General features: G+C 70.2%; 12 protein-coding genes. 9 read left to right on the plus strand and 3 right to left on the minus strand.

From position 1 onward, the window contains the following. Positions 1 to 15: 15 nt before the first annotated feature. A complete protein-coding gene (locus AVJ23_RS01625) occupies positions 16 to 2,982 on the minus strand; it encodes a hypothetical protein (protein ID WP_058860403.1) in 2,967 nt (988 codons plus the stop codon). Then, complete coding sequence (locus tag AVJ23_RS01630; protein ID WP_058860404.1) at positions 2,979 to 4,310, minus strand: hypothetical protein; 1,332 nt, start codon at positions 4,308 to 4,310, stop codon at positions 2,979 to 2,981. Before AVJ23_RS01630 ends, AVJ23_RS01625 begins: the two co-directional genes overlap by 4 nt. 162 nt (positions 4,311 to 4,472) lie before the next feature. On the opposite strand from AVJ23_RS01630, the gene AVJ23_RS01635 reads away from it, so the two are divergent. Continuing rightward, the gene (locus tag AVJ23_RS01635) at positions 4,473 to 4,958 is read left to right on the plus strand and encodes an anti-sigma factor domain-containing protein (RefSeq protein WP_157772600.1); all 486 of its coding nucleotides are present in this window, start codon (positions 4,473 to 4,475) and stop codon (positions 4,956 to 4,958) included. A 13-nt stretch (positions 4,959 to 4,971) separates the two neighbouring features. Here the strand turns inward: AVJ23_RS01635 and AVJ23_RS01640 are convergent, their stop codons facing one another. Further along, the gene (locus tag AVJ23_RS01640; RefSeq protein ID WP_157772601.1) at positions 4,972 to 6,741 is read right to left on the minus strand and encodes a GGDEF domain-containing phosphodiesterase; all 1,770 of its coding nucleotides are present in this window, start codon (positions 6,739 to 6,741) and stop codon (positions 4,972 to 4,974) included. Between the two features lie 316 nt (positions 6,742 to 7,057). Between AVJ23_RS01640 and AVJ23_RS01645 the strand changes: the two genes are divergently transcribed. The 8 genes from AVJ23_RS01645 to AVJ23_RS01675 all read left to right on the plus strand — a co-directional run bounded on the left by AVJ23_RS01645 (position 7,058) and on the right by AVJ23_RS01675 (position 14,254). After that, positions 7,058 to 7,660: a DUF4178 domain-containing protein gene (locus tag AVJ23_RS01645; protein ID WP_058860407.1), complete on the plus strand. Its 603-nt coding sequence runs from the start codon at positions 7,058 to 7,060 to the stop codon at positions 7,658 to 7,660. Beyond that, positions 7,657 to 8,946, plus strand: a complete 1,290-nt coding sequence (locus AVJ23_RS01650; protein ID WP_058860408.1) for a DUF4178 domain-containing protein — start codon at positions 7,657 to 7,659, stop codon at positions 8,944 to 8,946. The genes AVJ23_RS01645 and AVJ23_RS01650 overlap by 4 nt, the downstream gene beginning before the upstream one ends. A gap of 13 nt (positions 8,947 to 8,959) precedes the next feature. Beyond that, on the plus strand, positions 8,960 to 9,112 hold the full coding sequence (locus tag AVJ23_RS22735; RefSeq protein ID WP_157772602.1) for a hypothetical protein: 153 nt from the start codon (positions 8,960 to 8,962) through the stop codon (positions 9,110 to 9,112). Between the two features lie 15 nt (positions 9,113 to 9,127). Next, positions 9,128 to 9,346: a DUF350 domain-containing protein gene (locus AVJ23_RS01655; protein WP_058860409.1), complete on the plus strand. Its 219-nt coding sequence runs from the start codon at positions 9,128 to 9,130 to the stop codon at positions 9,344 to 9,346. Next, the gene (locus tag AVJ23_RS01660) at positions 9,343 to 10,875 is read left to right on the plus strand and encodes a polyamine aminopropyltransferase (RefSeq protein ID WP_058860410.1); all 1,533 of its coding nucleotides are present in this window, start codon (positions 9,343 to 9,345) and stop codon (positions 10,873 to 10,875) included. Before AVJ23_RS01655 ends, AVJ23_RS01660 begins: the two co-directional genes overlap by 4 nt. Positions 10,876 to 11,085: 210 nt before the next feature. Next, entirely contained in the window at positions 11,086 to 12,510 is a 1,425-nt protein-coding gene (locus AVJ23_RS01665) for a circularly permuted type 2 ATP-grasp protein (protein WP_058860411.1), read from the plus strand. Further along, positions 12,510 to 13,451 (plus strand): alpha-E domain-containing protein, encoded by a 942-nt coding sequence (locus AVJ23_RS01670; RefSeq protein WP_058860412.1) that lies wholly within the window; start codon positions 12,510 to 12,512, stop codon positions 13,449 to 13,451. Before AVJ23_RS01665 ends, AVJ23_RS01670 begins: the two co-directional genes overlap by 1 nt. Before the next feature lie 5 nt (positions 13,452 to 13,456). After that, positions 13,457 to 14,254: a transglutaminase family protein gene (locus AVJ23_RS01675; RefSeq protein WP_058860413.1), complete on the plus strand. Its 798-nt coding sequence runs from the start codon at positions 13,457 to 13,459 to the stop codon at positions 14,252 to 14,254. Positions 14,255 to 14,264 lie beyond the last annotated feature (10 nt).

A 14,264-nucleotide genomic window follows, 5' to 3' on the forward strand; every position in this document is an offset into this window, starting at 1 on the left:
GGTCCCTCCGCAGGGTCAATCGAGCAGGTATTCGGACAGCGGGTCGCGCAGGGCGCGGGCGAAATCCACGGGCGGGTCGGTCTGGTCGACGAAATCGGTCACCACGAGCGTCGCCTCGAACCCTTCGGGCCCGGTGCAGCGGCTGGTCGCCCAGGTGCGGATCTCGCCGGTCCCGGCATCCTGCGCGGGCGGCACCGGCACGCTGCCGCGCATGTCCTCGAGGATCAGGATCCGCGCCCCGGCGGGCCGGGCCCGGATCGCGCGGCTGAGATCGGCGCAATCGGTGCCCAGCTCGAACCGGGTGGCGGCGGCGCGCAGCACGATGATGTCGGGCCAGCTGCCCTCGGGCAGGCCGGCGGCATCGGCCACGGCGCGGGCATCGTCGAACACGTCACGCAGGTCGGGCTCGCTCAGCGCGGTGGCGTTGCCGCGGATCAGCGCGGCGCTTTCGATGCGCCAGTCCAGCGGCTTGGCCGTGGTGCCCGCGGCGATGGTCTCGAAGCCGCGGCGCGCCGGCTGGCGGATCGCCATCAGCCGCCTGCCTGTCAGCCCCTGCAGCGCGTCCAGCCAGGCCCGGTAGACACGCGGCGCGTCGCGGCCGTAATGCGTGTCGCTGGGCGCGGTGCGCAGGAAATAGACCAGCACGGGATGCGCATAGGGCAGCGCGATGCGGTCGAGCGCGACAAAGGACTTGGCGTCCATGCTGGCGATCACCGTGCCCTCGGGCCGGCAGACCTGTTCGGGCGGCGCGGATTCGCTGCCCGAGGCCGGACGCGGCCCGGTCACGATGTCGATCCGCGAGACCGAGTCCAGCCGGGTGCCGCTGATCGCGTCGGGCAGCACCGCGTCGCGCCCCTCGGGCGTCAGCCACGAGGTCAGCGAGTCCTCGATCTTGAGCCCGACGCGGCAGAAATAATCCTGCACCGGCGTCACCCCGTCCCGGGTCAGGGCCAGCCCGTCCACCGGCAGCCGCTCCGGCAGGGTGACGGAATCGGGCAGGATGCGGATCACCGCGGCGGGCTGGTCGGGCGCCGGTGCGCCGGTCATCCCCGAGATGTCGAGATCCAGCCGGATGCTGCGCGCCTCGGCGCCCGTGTCATCGACAAAGCGCTGCCCGCCGAGCGATTCGAGGAAGACCGGCAGCTGCGCGGTCTTCTGCCACGCATCCAGCGCGGCGGCGGCAAAGCGCGGCGTCAGGCGGACCGAGGCGCGGTCCTCGGCCAGATCAAGCGCCACGGACTCGACGATGTCGCGCCCGTTGATCAGGCTGACGCGGAAATCCCCTGCGCCGACATCCTCGTTCAGCAGCCCGCCCTGCACCGGCACGGTGATCGGCGTCGCGCGCGGCCGCACCCGCAGCGCGACCTGCACCGGCGCGCCCTCGGTCAGCGCGCTGCGCGGCAGGCTGCGCGGATAGTCGGCAACGATCTCGTAGCGCTCGGACAGGCCGGCCTCGTCAAAGGCGATCTCCAGCTCGGGCAGCCCGGCGCGCGGCGTGTCGAGATCGAGACAGTAATGCCGCGCCCGGCTGGCCGGATCGGGGGTAAAGCCGGGGCACGGCCCCTTGAACAGGTCGTCGCGCGCGCCCAGCGCAAAGCCCTCGGGCAGGCGCAACGTGACCGAGATCTCGCGCGCCCCGCAGCTGACCGCGCTGCGCGGCACGGTGAAGGGATCGGCCCCCACCTGCAGCGGCACGGGCGGGCAGACCGACAGCTCCGAGGCCGGCTGCACCGCGATCTCGGCCGGGCCCGGCCGGTCGAGGCGCAGGTGGAAGAGCTCTTCGCCCGTGCCCGCGCGCCAATAGCCCACCCGGTCCGAGAAGATGGCCGGGCCGGTCAGCCGGGCCAGCTCGATCCGCGTCCCGCCGGGCCGCAGCAGCGCCATGCCAGTCACGGGGGTGCGCGTGTCCAGCTCCACCAGCGCGTAGCGCCCGCCGGTTGCGTCCGGGGTGGGTTGCGACACCGGGGTGGCAAAGGCGGTCTCGTCCACCAACAGGAAACCGCCCGTCTCGGCAAGCTCGCGCAGGCGCGCATCGCGGGGCACGACCACCTGCCCGCCGCCGCGCGACAGGGTCACCGGCCCCGTGCCTTCGGGCAGATAGGTGCCGTCGCCCTGCGCGCGCAGCCCGGTGACCGAGACCTCGGCCCCCGCCGCATCTGCCACGCCGCAGCGCGAATTGGTGTTCAGATCGCCCAGCTGCCCGGCGAAGGACGCGCCCAGCCGCGTCACCGGCACGGCCGGGTCAAGGAAATCGGGGCAGTCCGGCGCGCCGCCATCCCAGACCAGCAGGCGCAGCCCGGCCGGCTGCGACGCTTCGGCCGGGCCGACTTGCGCGGCATAGGGCGCGTCGCGCGTGCCCAGCACCAGCAAGTGATCCTCGGCCCCGTCCAGCGTGATCCGCGCCCAGCCGGCGGTCTCGGTCGGGCGCAACTCGCACGCCGCCCCGGGGCCATAGGCCCGCTCGCCCGCCCCCGCGATGCTCAGCGTGAAGCGGTAGCACCCGACGGGCCAGGTCTCGGCCTCTGCATTCTCGACATTGGGGCGGGTATAGACGGCCCGGGGCCGCCCCTGGGACCAGCGGTCGCGCGGATGCCCGCCATCGGGGAAATGCAGCAGGATGGACAGGTCCGTGGGCTGGGGATCGCGATCCGCCACCGGCGCCGCGGCAAAGGGTGTCTCTGCCCCCTCGAACAGGAAATAATTGCTGAGCCGCGGCTCCTTGATGCTGGGAAAAACCCGAAACCACTGCCCGCTGTCGCCGATGGGCTGGATGTCGCGGAAATAGACGTCGTTGGCATTGACCTCGCGCAGCTTCTCGTTCCCGCCGACATTGGGGTTCTGCAGCGCGATCGGCAGCGAGCGCACCGCCTCGAGCGCGACCTCCCCCTGTGCCAGGGCCTCGGCCAGCCGGTCATTGTCGATCTGCGCCGACAGCGCGGTCGCGGACAGGCAGAACGCCGCCGCAAGGGACAGGTGCCTCATTCGGGCGCCTCCGCCAGCACGGTCAGGTAGCGCGTCGCCTCGGAGGTGTTCGGCCGGAAGGTCCGCACATAGGCGCCATCCTCAAGCACGCAGGCCGCCAGCCGCCGCGTGCCGCCCAGCTCGCGCGCGACCCAGGCGCCGCGGGCGCCCGACAGGCCCGGCGTGGCCGCGCGGTACTCGGCCAGCCGCGGGTTCTCCTCGATCACCTGGCCGATACGGTCGCAGTCCGCGATCCCGGCCAGCTCGGGCAGCATCTCCTGCGCCGCGCGCGCCTCGGCGCCCAGGATCCGCCCTCCCGTCTCGACAAAGGTGAACCCGTCCAGCGCCAGCGCGCAGGAGGTGTCGGACAGGGTGGGGTCGAAATCGGTCTCGACCCGGGTCAGCGGCAGGGACAGCGCCTCCAGCCGCTCGGCCGCAAAGCCCGGCACCTGCCCGCTCAGCCGCGCGATCACCGTCTCGCCCTCGACCGAGACCTGCACGGTCGGGCGCATGCACTCGGACAGGTCGAGCTCGGACAGCAAGCCGAACAGCGCCGTCTCGGTATGCGCGACCAACCGGCCGACAAGGCGCAGCCGGTCCTCCAGCTCGCGCTCGGCGCGTTCGAGCGCCGCATCGGCGCGCAGCCGTTCGGCCGCGGCCAGGTCCAGCGCCTCGTCCAGCCGCGCCTCGGCATCGGCGATGGCGCCCTCGGCCTCGGAGGCACGGGCCTCGGCCGCGTCGGCCCGGTCGCGGGCGGCGTCGCGCTCGGCACCCAGCGTGGCCAGTTGCGCCTCGGCCTCTGCCTGCGCTTCGGCGGCGTCGGCTTCGGCCTGCGCCAACGCGGTCTCGAACTCTGCCCGGGCCTCCGTCAGCTCGGCCTGCAGCGCTGCCATCTCGGCCTCGAGATCGGCCACGTCGCCGCGCAGTTGCACGAGGTCATCCGCGGCCTCGGCCGCGCGGGCCTGCGCGGCGTCGCGCGCGATTCGTGCTTCGTCCAGCGCGGTCTGCAATGCCTCGGTGGCCGAGGGCTCCGCCGCGGTATCCGTGCCTGGCGCCGTGCCGGGGGCGGTTTCGACCTCGGTGGTCCGGGGCACGCTCTCCGGCCCGTCCGCCTGCGGAGTGTCGACCGTCGTAACTCCGGGACCGGGATCGGCGGCCTCGGGCAGGTCACAGCCCTGCGCCGCGGCCATCTCGGTCAGTGCGCCGGTGTCCTGCGCCTGCGAGGTGGCGAAGGCCAGCATCTGGGCGATCTGCGCGCAGGAGAACTCCTGCGCCGCGCCCGGCATCGGCAGCGCCGCGATCAGGCAGGCGCAGGCCGCCCGGCTCCCGCTGAAAAGGGTCTTGGTCACTTTCGCTCCTGCCAGTCCGCCCGTCGGTCCGATTCTTTGCCCATGTGCCCGCAAGTGTAGAAAAAAATTGCGCGCATTGGCTAGGCCGGCGCCCAACCTTTGCCACATTGGCAGGCCAGACTGCCAAGCCAGACCCTGACACAAGAGCAGTCGGACACCGATATGGCAATCCTACGGAGCCTCGGCCGGATCGGACAGGACCCGCTTCCCGCGGCGCGCCAGTTGCGGCGCGCATCGCTGCGTGGCCGGGCCCTGCCGATGGGTGCGCTGCTGGTGCTGGCCTTCCTTGCCGGTGCCTACGCGGCGTTGCGCCTGGCCGCCCCGCCCCCGGTGTCGCAGGCCATGGGCCCGGCGCCCGTCACGGTGCTGTCGCCCGATCTGAACCGGGCCAGCGCCGTCGTCTGGCTGAGCCCCGACCGGCGGCGCGTGACCGTCGAGCTCAAGAACCTTGCCGCAACGCGGGAGGCGCCGCTGGCGGTCTGGCTCTACCCGCCCCAGGGCGCGCCGCAGCGGCTGGGCCGCATCGACGGCGCGGCCAGCTTCGACCTGCCCGCCCCGGCGGCTCGCGACACCCGGCTTGCCGTGGTGCTGGACAAAGGACGGCCCGGCACGCCCGGTCCCTGGGCGCTGATGGGGGACCTGCCCTGATGGGCCGCGCGGGCTAGGAGCCGCTCGCGTCGGGCTGGTCCGGCACCGCGAAGACCTGCGGCAGGTGTGCCAGCGCCTCCCGGGCGACGGGACGCGAGAACAGGAAGCCCTGCCCCAGATCGCAACCGATGCCGCGCAGCGCGCGCACCTGTGCCTCGGTCTCGATCCCCTCGGCCACCAGCGAATAGCCCGCCTCGCGCGCGATCGCGGCGATCGCCTGTGTCACGGCGAAATCGGTGCGGTCGCGGTCCATCGCGGCGGTGAAATGCCGGTCGATCTTGATGCGGTCCACGGGCCAGCCGCTGAGATGGCGCAGCCCGCCATAGCCGGTGCCGAAATCGTCCAGCGCGATGCCGGCGCCGCGCGCGCGCAACGTGTCGAGCGTGCGAAAGACCTGCGTCCCGCCGGCATCCAGCATGACGCTTTCGGTCACCTCGAAGACGAAGCTCTGCCAGCGCAGCCCGAACTCGGCCAGCAGGGTCTGGAAATCCAGCACGAAGCCCGGGTTCATCAGGTCGAAAGAGGTCAGGTTGAGCGACATCACCGTCTCGCCCTGCGGCGCGGCCGAAAGGGTCTGCATGACCTGCCGCGCGATGCAGAAGGTCAGCTGCTCGGCATGGCGGTAATCCGAGAACACCGCGCGGAAGGCCCGCGGCCCCAGCACGCCGCGCGCCGGATCCAGCCAGCGGGCCAGCACCTCGTGGCCGCGGCAGGTGCCATTGTGCAGGTCAACGATGGGCTGGAAGAAGGGCACGATCCGTCCCTGCGTGACAGCCGAGGCGAATTGCCGTCCGATCCCGCGCCCGTTCAGCCGGCGCTGCGCGGGGGCGGCCGGGTTTGCCGACTGCGCCGCCCGGCCCTGCCCCAGCTCGGCATCGGCCGTGGCCAGCAGCCTGTCCAGATCGCCACCCTGTCCCGGAAAACGTGCCGTGCCCAGGACCACCGTGCCCAGCCCGGCCCGGCCCATCTTGCGCGTGGCGCGCGACAGGGCGCGGGTGCAGCGCAGCCGCAGCGCCGCGGGCGTCGGGCTCTGGCCCGCCGGCAAATCGACCAGCGCCGCGAACTCCGAGCCGCAGAGCCGCCCGATCAGGCTGCCCGTCGGCAGGGTCTCGACCAGTTCCTCGGCCACGGCCCGGACGAAGGCATCGGCGAATTGCGCGCCATAAAGGTCGGTGACCGCGCGCAGCCGCTCGATCTCGGCCAGGATCAGCATGGCGGGACGGGCGGGATCGGCCAGCCGGCGATCCGCCGCCTCCTCGAAGGCGGGTTTGCCGGCCAGCCCGGTCAGCGCATCGGTCCGCACCTGCCGTCGCAAACGGTCGGCCTGCCCGCTGAGCGCGGCAAGATCGGCGCGCGCCTGCGCCTGCTCGACCAGCGCATCGAGCATCCCGGCCGTCATGCGCAGCACGGCGCGCCAGCGGGTGAGCGTGGACGCGGGCGGCGCCTCGGCCGGGTCGGCGAAACGCAGGCGCACATCGGCGCCCCCGGTCGCCGCCTCGGGCAATCCGACGGTAAGCTGCGCCGCGGCATCGTGCCAGAGCCAGAGCCCGGCCACGGGCTCGCTGGCGGCCGCCGGCCGACCCGCATCGGACGGCACCGCAAGGCCCTGCCGCGACAGCGCCACGATCAGCGGCGCATGGCCCGCCGGCCGCAGCACCGGCAGGCGGATCTGCACGGCCTCGGCGCCCGGTTCGGCCGCCAGCAGCTGCCGCGCCGCGTCGCGCGCATCCGACAGCAGCCGGCCATCGGTATCGACCGGCATCATCGCGGCATGCGTGGTCATGACGGCACCGCCCGGCCGCACGCGGACCTGCAGATGCCCTTCGGTGTCTCGCAACTGCCTGCCCCGGGCGTTCCCCGCACCCGGACCACGCGCGCCGCAGATCCTACACGTTCCACGCGCTTCACCTGTAGTTGTCCCCGCCTTGCAACCTTGAGTATAATCGTTAACAAAACCTTTACGATCCGGCGAGCCCGTATTTCGCGCCCACCTTGTTCCGAGCACGCCACAGTCCCATCCGTCGTGGAGCGCACGCGGGCATTGCGCCACGGGCCGGTTCCGGCTAGCTCTTTGGCAGCAAGTGATTTCGGATTGTGAGATGCCCAACTGTCCCAATTGCGGGGACGCGGTTCCCGGTCGGCTCGACGCGGCGCTGATGGCGGTCTGCCCGTCCTGCGACTCCACGCTCTACATCCTTGACGGTCGGCTGAACGCGGCCGGCACCGCGGGGGTGATGCATGACGCGCCGACGCTGATCGGCCTCGGCGACCGGGTCCAGCTGGACGGGCGCTGGCTGACCGTGGAGGGGCATGCGCGCTTCAGCTATGGCCCCGGCTGGTGGGACGAGTTCTGGGCCACCGCGCCCAAGGGCGACGGCGTCTGGATCAGCGTCGACGAGGGCGATGTCGTGGCACAGTCCGACCTGCCCGATCCGCCCGCCGACCTGCCCGCCCGGCCACGGCTGGGCGACACCGTGCAGTACCGCGGCGAGACCTATGCCGCGACCGAAATCGACAGCGGCGAATGTACCGCGCTGCGCGGTGTCTTCCCCGAGCGTCTGGCGGTGGGTGACCGGTTCGATTACGTCAACCTCTCGGGCCCCGAGACCACGCTGCTGAGCGCCGAGACCCATGCCGGGCAGACCGACTGGTTCCTCGGCGCCTGGCTCGATCCCTTCGAATTGCAGGTGGAGCGGGCATGACGGGCACGGTGCGCGCGATCAACTGCCCCTCCTGCGGCGCCGGGCAGGACGTGCTGGGCGGCGGCCGGGTGCAGACCCATGTCTGCCCCTATTGCGGCGGCGTGCTGGACGCGCACGAGGATTTCCGCCTGATCGCGCAATATGCCGACATGGAGCGGCCGCACAGCCCGCTGTCGCTGGGCGATACCGGGCGGATCGAGGGCGTCAGCTTCACCGTGATCGGCAAGGTCGGCTGGGTCGAACGGTACGGCGGGCGGACCTGGCACTGGCTGGATCACCAGATCTACTCGCCGACGCATGGCTATGCCTGGATCACGCTCGAGGCCTCGGGCCACCTGACCTTCACCCGGCGGCTGCGCCGGCAGCCCTCGCTGTGGTACTCGGCCCGCGACGTGGAACTGGCCGAGCGCCGGCCGCGGGTCTGGCTGGGCGACCGGCAATACGATTATTACGAGAGCTCGCTGGCCGAGATCGACTTTGTCGAGGGCGCCTTCAACTGGACGCCGCGGCTGGGCGATGCGACTTCGACCGTGACCTTCGTCGGGCCGGACGGCATGCTGGCACTGAACCGCGGCGAGGGCAGCGCCGAGCGCGAGGTCGAGCTGACGCGCCTGCTGAGCGATGCCGAGCAGGGCTCCTTCGGGATCGACCACCCGGCGCCCCGCGCCTCGCACCCGCTGACCGCGCCGGGGCCCTGGGCCAACGGTCCCTTCTTCAAGGCCACCGCGATGGCCTTCCTCGTCCTGTCGGTTCTGCTGCTGCTCTTCACCATGATGTCGGGCGGGCCGACGCTGGCGCGGACCGACCGGGTGTCGCTGGACGCGCTGCCGCTGACACTGGAGTTCGAGACCGACGCCTCGATGAACCTGATCTCGATCGACCTGCAGACCGATGTCACCAATGGCTGGGCCTTCTTCGAGCTGGAGCTGGAGGATGCCGAGGGCGAGACGCTCTTCGAAGGCGGGCGCGAGGTGTCCTACTATTTCGGGCGCGACTCCGAGGGCACATGGACCGAGGGCAGCCGTTCGGGCACGCTGACCTTCCGCTCTCCCGCGGCGCAGAGCTATACGCTGCACGTGGACATGACCGAGTTCGGCTCGGGCGAGGTGGGCACGCGGCAGACCAACAGCTGGATCAGCGCCACGGCGCGCGGGCGCACCTACAGCCCCTCGCCGATGTGGAAGACGGTCTTCCTGTTCGGCCTCGTCTTTGCCGCCTGCTTCGCCTACGACCACTGGCGGCGGAACCGCAAATTCGCCGGCTCGGACTGGAGTGACGACGATTGAGTGAGGAGCCGACATGATCTGGATCACGCGCCTGGTCTTCGTGCTGTGCTGCGCCGCCGTGCTGGGGGGATCGGTCTACCTGTCCTCCAAGGGCGTGTGGGGCGCCAGCGCCAGTGTCGTGTCGGTGCGTTCGGGCACATTCGGCGTCGGCGGACGCGTGAAATAGGGAAAGGGCCTTGCCATGTTGGCGAATATTCTGATTGCCGAGATCGTCGGCACGATCTTCTACACCTTCCTCGGTCTGCTCCTGCTGGTGGCCTGCTGGCTGCTGATCGAGAAGCTGACCCCGTTCTCGCTGCGCCGCGAGATCGAGGAGGACCAGAACGTGGCCATCGCGGTGCTGATCTCGGCGCTGTTCCTGTCGATCTCGATCATCATCGCGGCCGTCATCCTGTCGTGACGCAGACCCGGGCCGAGGCGGTCTGGCTGCTGCTGGCCACCTTCATCGTCGCCGTCGCCGGGCTGGTCTACGAGCTGATCGCCGCCACCGCGTCAAGCTACCTGCTGGGCGACAGCGTGCGCCAGTTCAGCCTGGTGATCGGCGTCTTCCTCAGCTCGATGGGCCTCGGCGCCTGGCTGTCGCGCTTCGTGGCGGAACCTGTCGGCGGCTTCGTGCGCGCGCAGATCGCGCTGGGGGTGATCGGTGGCTTCAGCGCGCCGGTGATCTTCGCGGTCTATGCCGGCTACGGCGTGGTGGGCCTGCCGCTCTACGGCGCGCTTGTCGCCATCGGCGTGCTGTCGGGGATGGAAATCCCGCTGATCGCCCGCGTGCTGGACGAGATCGGCGCCCGCGATTTCCGCTTCGAGAACGTGCTGACCGCCGACTATCTTGGCGCGCTGGTCGCCTCGCTGGCCTTTCCGCTGCTGGTCGTGCCGTACCTCGGCCTGATGAGCGCGAGCCTTGCCTTCGGGCTGGCCAACCTCGCCGTGGCGGGGCTGTCGCTGTGGATCTTCCGCGACCGGCTGGGCCGGCTCCTGCCATGGGCCTGGGGGCTGGCGCTGCTGCTCTGCGCCGGCACGCTTGTTGCCTCCGAGCGCATCGTCTCGGCGCTGGATGCCGCGCTTTACGAGGATGACATCATCCTCGCCGAGCGCACGCCCTACCAGGCGATCACGGTCACCCGCTTCCGCGACCGCGTGCGGCTGTTCCTCGACCAGTCGATCCAGTTCGACAGCCGCGACGAGCATCGCTACCACGAGGCGCTGGTCCACCCCGCCATGGGCTATGTCGCGCGACCGCGCAATGTGCTGATCCTGGGCGGCGGCGACGGCATGGCGGCGCGCGAGGTCTTGCGCCATGACGACGTGCAGGCGGTGACGCTGGTCGATCTCGACCCGCGGGTGACCGAGCTTTTCCGCGACACCCCACAATTGGCCGCGCTGAACGACCGAGCGCTCAGCGATCCGCGCGTGACAATCGTGAACCGCGACGCCTGGCAATTCCTCGAAGAGGCCGGGCCGTCCTATGACGTGATCATCGCCGACCTGCCCGATCCACGGAACCTGACGCTGTCCAAGCTCTATTCGGCCGAGTTCTACAAGCTGATGGTGCAGCGGCTGGGCTTTGGCGGCGTCTTCGTCACGCAATCGGGCTCACCGCTCTTCGCGCGCGCGGCCTTCTGGTCGATCGAAGCGACGCTGGCCGCCATTCCCAGCCCCGCCCTGCCGGGCGAGACATTGGCCACCCTGCCCTACCATGTCTACGTGCCCAGCTTCGGCGACTGGGGGTTCGTGATGGCGCGGGCGCAGGGCTTTCCCGACCGCGCGCCGGAACTGCCCGGCGGGCTGCGCTTCCTGACCCCGGCAGCGTGGCAGGCCGCGCAGGTTTTCGGGGCCGATACCGGGCCGCTGGAGGTCGAGGTGAACTCGATCCGGTCGCACCCGCTGGCGCGCTACTACGAAGAGGGCTGGGCGGCCTGGTTCGACTGACAGGGCCGCATCCCGCGCCCGGCTGCCCAAATTTTCAGCAGCTGCACGCATGTCCGGCACCCCGGGGGCGGCATTCCGGCACCCCGGCCCCGCAAACATGACCAAACCATTGCGCGCTCACGGATCTGTTGATTGAGTTGGTGCATGGGCGCCCGCTCGTGGCGCCCTGCCCCACGCGGGCCGAAGACGCAAAGCAGGTGCCCTGACCCCATGGACGACGAACCGATCTTCGACGAGATGCTGGGCCGAGACGACCGGATCCGGGCACCTTATGCGAAATTCAAGGACTGGTTCGACGGCGAGGAACCCAAGCGGCTGCGCGACAAGCAGCGCGAGGCCGAGGAGCTGTTCCGCCTGACCGGGATCACCTTCAACGTCTATGGCCGGGCCGAGGCCGAGGAACGACTGATCCCCTTCGACATCGTGCCGCGCATCATCTCGAACGGGGAATGGCAACGCCTGTCGCGCGGCATCGAGCAGCGCGTGCGCGCGATCAACGCCTTCCTGCACGACATCTATCACCGGCAGGAGATCGTGAAGGCCGGCAAGCTGCCGGCGCAGATGATCGACCGCAACGAGGCCTTCCTGCCCGAGATGATCGGCGTCGACCCGCCGGGCAACATCTACACCCATATCGTGGGCATCGACCTGGTGCGCACCGATGACGACCGGTTCTACGTGCTCGAGGACAATGCCCGCACGCCGTCGGGCGTCAGCTACATGCTCGAGAACCGCGAGACCATGTTGCAGATGTTCCCCGAGCTGTTCTCGCAGAACCGGGTGCAATCGGTGCAGAACTACCCCTCGCACCTGCGCAAGTCGCTGGCCGCCTGCGCGCCGCAGGGCCTGTCGGGCCGGCCCGCCGTGGCGGTGCTGACGCCGGGGATCTACAACTCGGCCTATTTCGAGCATGCCTTCCTGGCCGACCAGATGGGGGTCGAGCTGGTCGAGGGGCACGACCTGCGCATCGTCGACGGCCGCGTGGCCATGCGCACCACGCAAGGCTACAAGCAGATCGACGTGCTCTATCGCCGCGTCGACGACGAGTTCCTCGACCCGCTGAACTTCAACCCGGACTCTGCCCTGGGCGTGCCGGGGATCATGGATGTCTACCGCGCCGGCCGGATCACCATTGCCAATGCGCCGGGCACCGGGATCGCCGATGACAAGGCGATCTACAGCTACATCCCCGACATCGTGCAGTTCTACACCGGCGAGCGCCCGCTGCTGGAAAACGTGCCCACCTGGCGCTGCTCGGAGCCCGACAGCCTGGCCTACGTGCTGGACAACCTGTCCGAGCTGGTCGTCAAGGAGGTGCACGGATCGGGCGGCTACGGCATGTTGATCGGGCCCACCGCGACCAAGAAGGACATCGCCGAGTTCCGCAAGAAGCTGACCGCGCGGCCGGGCAACTACATCGCCCAGCCCACGCTGTCGCTGTCCACCGTGCCGATCTTCAACCGCGCCGGGCTGACCCCGCGCCATGTCGACCTGCGCCCCTTCGTGCTGGTCTCGCCCGACGGGATCCGCATCACCCCGGGCGGGCTGACCCGCGTGGCGCTCAAGAAGGGCTCGCTTGTGGTGAACTCGTCGCAGGGCGGCGGGACCAAGGACACCTGGGTGCTGGAGGACTGATGCTCGGCAAGACGGCAAACGGTCTGTTCTGGATGTACCGCTATCTCGAGCGGGCCGAGAACGTGTCGCGGCTGGTCGAGACCGGCCAGCGCATCGCCCTGACCCGCTCGGGCGAAAGCGACGAGGACTGGCAATCGGTCCTGCAATCGGCCGGCGTGACCGCCGGCTTCCACGATCATTACGACGCGGTGACCAAGGACACGGTGATCGACTGGATGCTGCGCGCCAAGGGCAACCCGTCCTCGGTTCTGAACTGCATCGGCGGCGCGCGGCAGAACGCGCGGCTGGTGCGCACCGCGTTGACCGGCGAGGTCTGGGAAGGCACCAACGCGATCTACATGGGCGCGCGCGACATGCTGGCGCGCAAGGTGGGCGAGCGCGACCTACCCAACATCCTGCGCCGCATCCGCCAGCAGACCGCGCTGGTGCGCGGCGCCACCCATGGCACGATGCTGCGCAACGACATCTACGATTTCTGTCGCATCGGCACCTTCCTCGAACGCGCCGACAACACTACGCGCATCCTCGATGTGAAGTACTACGTGCTGCTGCCTTCGGTCATGGCGGTGGGCACCGATCTGGACAATGTCCAGTGGGAGACGATCCTGCGCTCTGTCTCGGCGCGCGGCGGCTTCCGGATGGAATTCGGCAACCAGTTCGAGCCGCGCGACATCGCCTCCTTCCTGATCCTCGACCGGCGCTTCCCGCGCAGCCTGGGGTTCTGCGTCGACAAGCTGCGCAGCAACATGGAGTTCCTCGGCCGCGAATACGGGAATTTCCCGCGCGCGCACGGCATGGTCGTCGACATGTCCGAGCGGCACCTGAGCCGCGACATCGACGAGATCTTCGACTACGGTCTGCACGAATTCGTCCAGGAGACGCTGAACTGCCTCGGCGCGCTGGGGCAGCAGATCGAGATCGACTACCGATTCTACGAGTGAGCCCCATGCGCCTGCGGATCCGCCACACCACCCAGTACCGCTTCGACAGCCCCGAGACCTACGGGCTCCAGCAGGTGCGCAAGACGCCCAAGCCCGGCGCGGCGCAATCCGTGCTGAGCTGGAGCACCCGGATCGAGGGCGGGGTCAAGGAACTGTCCTACGAGGATCACCACCGCAACACGGTGGAGCTGATCAGCTTCGAGAAGGGCACCGAGACGCTGCTGGTCACCTCCGAGGGCGAGGTCGAGCTGAGCGAGACCCATGGCGTGGTCGGCCCGCATCCCGGGCCCGCGCCGCTCTGGCTCTACCGCCGGGTGACGCCGCGCACCAAACCCGGCCCGGCGATCCGCGCGCTGGTGCGCGAGGTGACGGGCGACACGCCGCTGGAACGGCTGCACATGCTGATGAAACTGATCGGCGAACGGGTGGACTACCAGCTGGGCGCCACCGACAGCGCGTCCGAGGCCGAGCGCGTGCTGACCGAGGGCAAGGGCGTCTGCCAGGACCACGCGCATGTCTACATCGCCTGCGCGCGCGAGATGGGGCTGCCGGCGCGCTACGTCTCGGGCTACCTGCTGATGGATGACCGGGTCGAGCAGGAGGCCATGCATGCCTGGGCCGAGACCCATGTGGACGGGCTGGGCTGGGTGGGGTTCGACGTTTCCAATTGCATTTCGCCCGATACCCGCTATGTCCGCGTGGCGACCGGGCTGGACTATGCCGATGCCGCCCCGGTGACGGGCACCCGAACGGGACAGGCGGGCGAGGCCATGAACGTCGCGATAGAGGTGGCGCAGCAGTAAGGACGATCCC

Origin of the sequence: Pseudoponticoccus marisrubri, from assembly GCF_001482405.1 — a bacterium.
GTDB lineage: Bacteria > Pseudomonadota > Alphaproteobacteria > Rhodobacterales > Rhodobacteraceae > Pseudoponticoccus > Pseudoponticoccus marisrubri.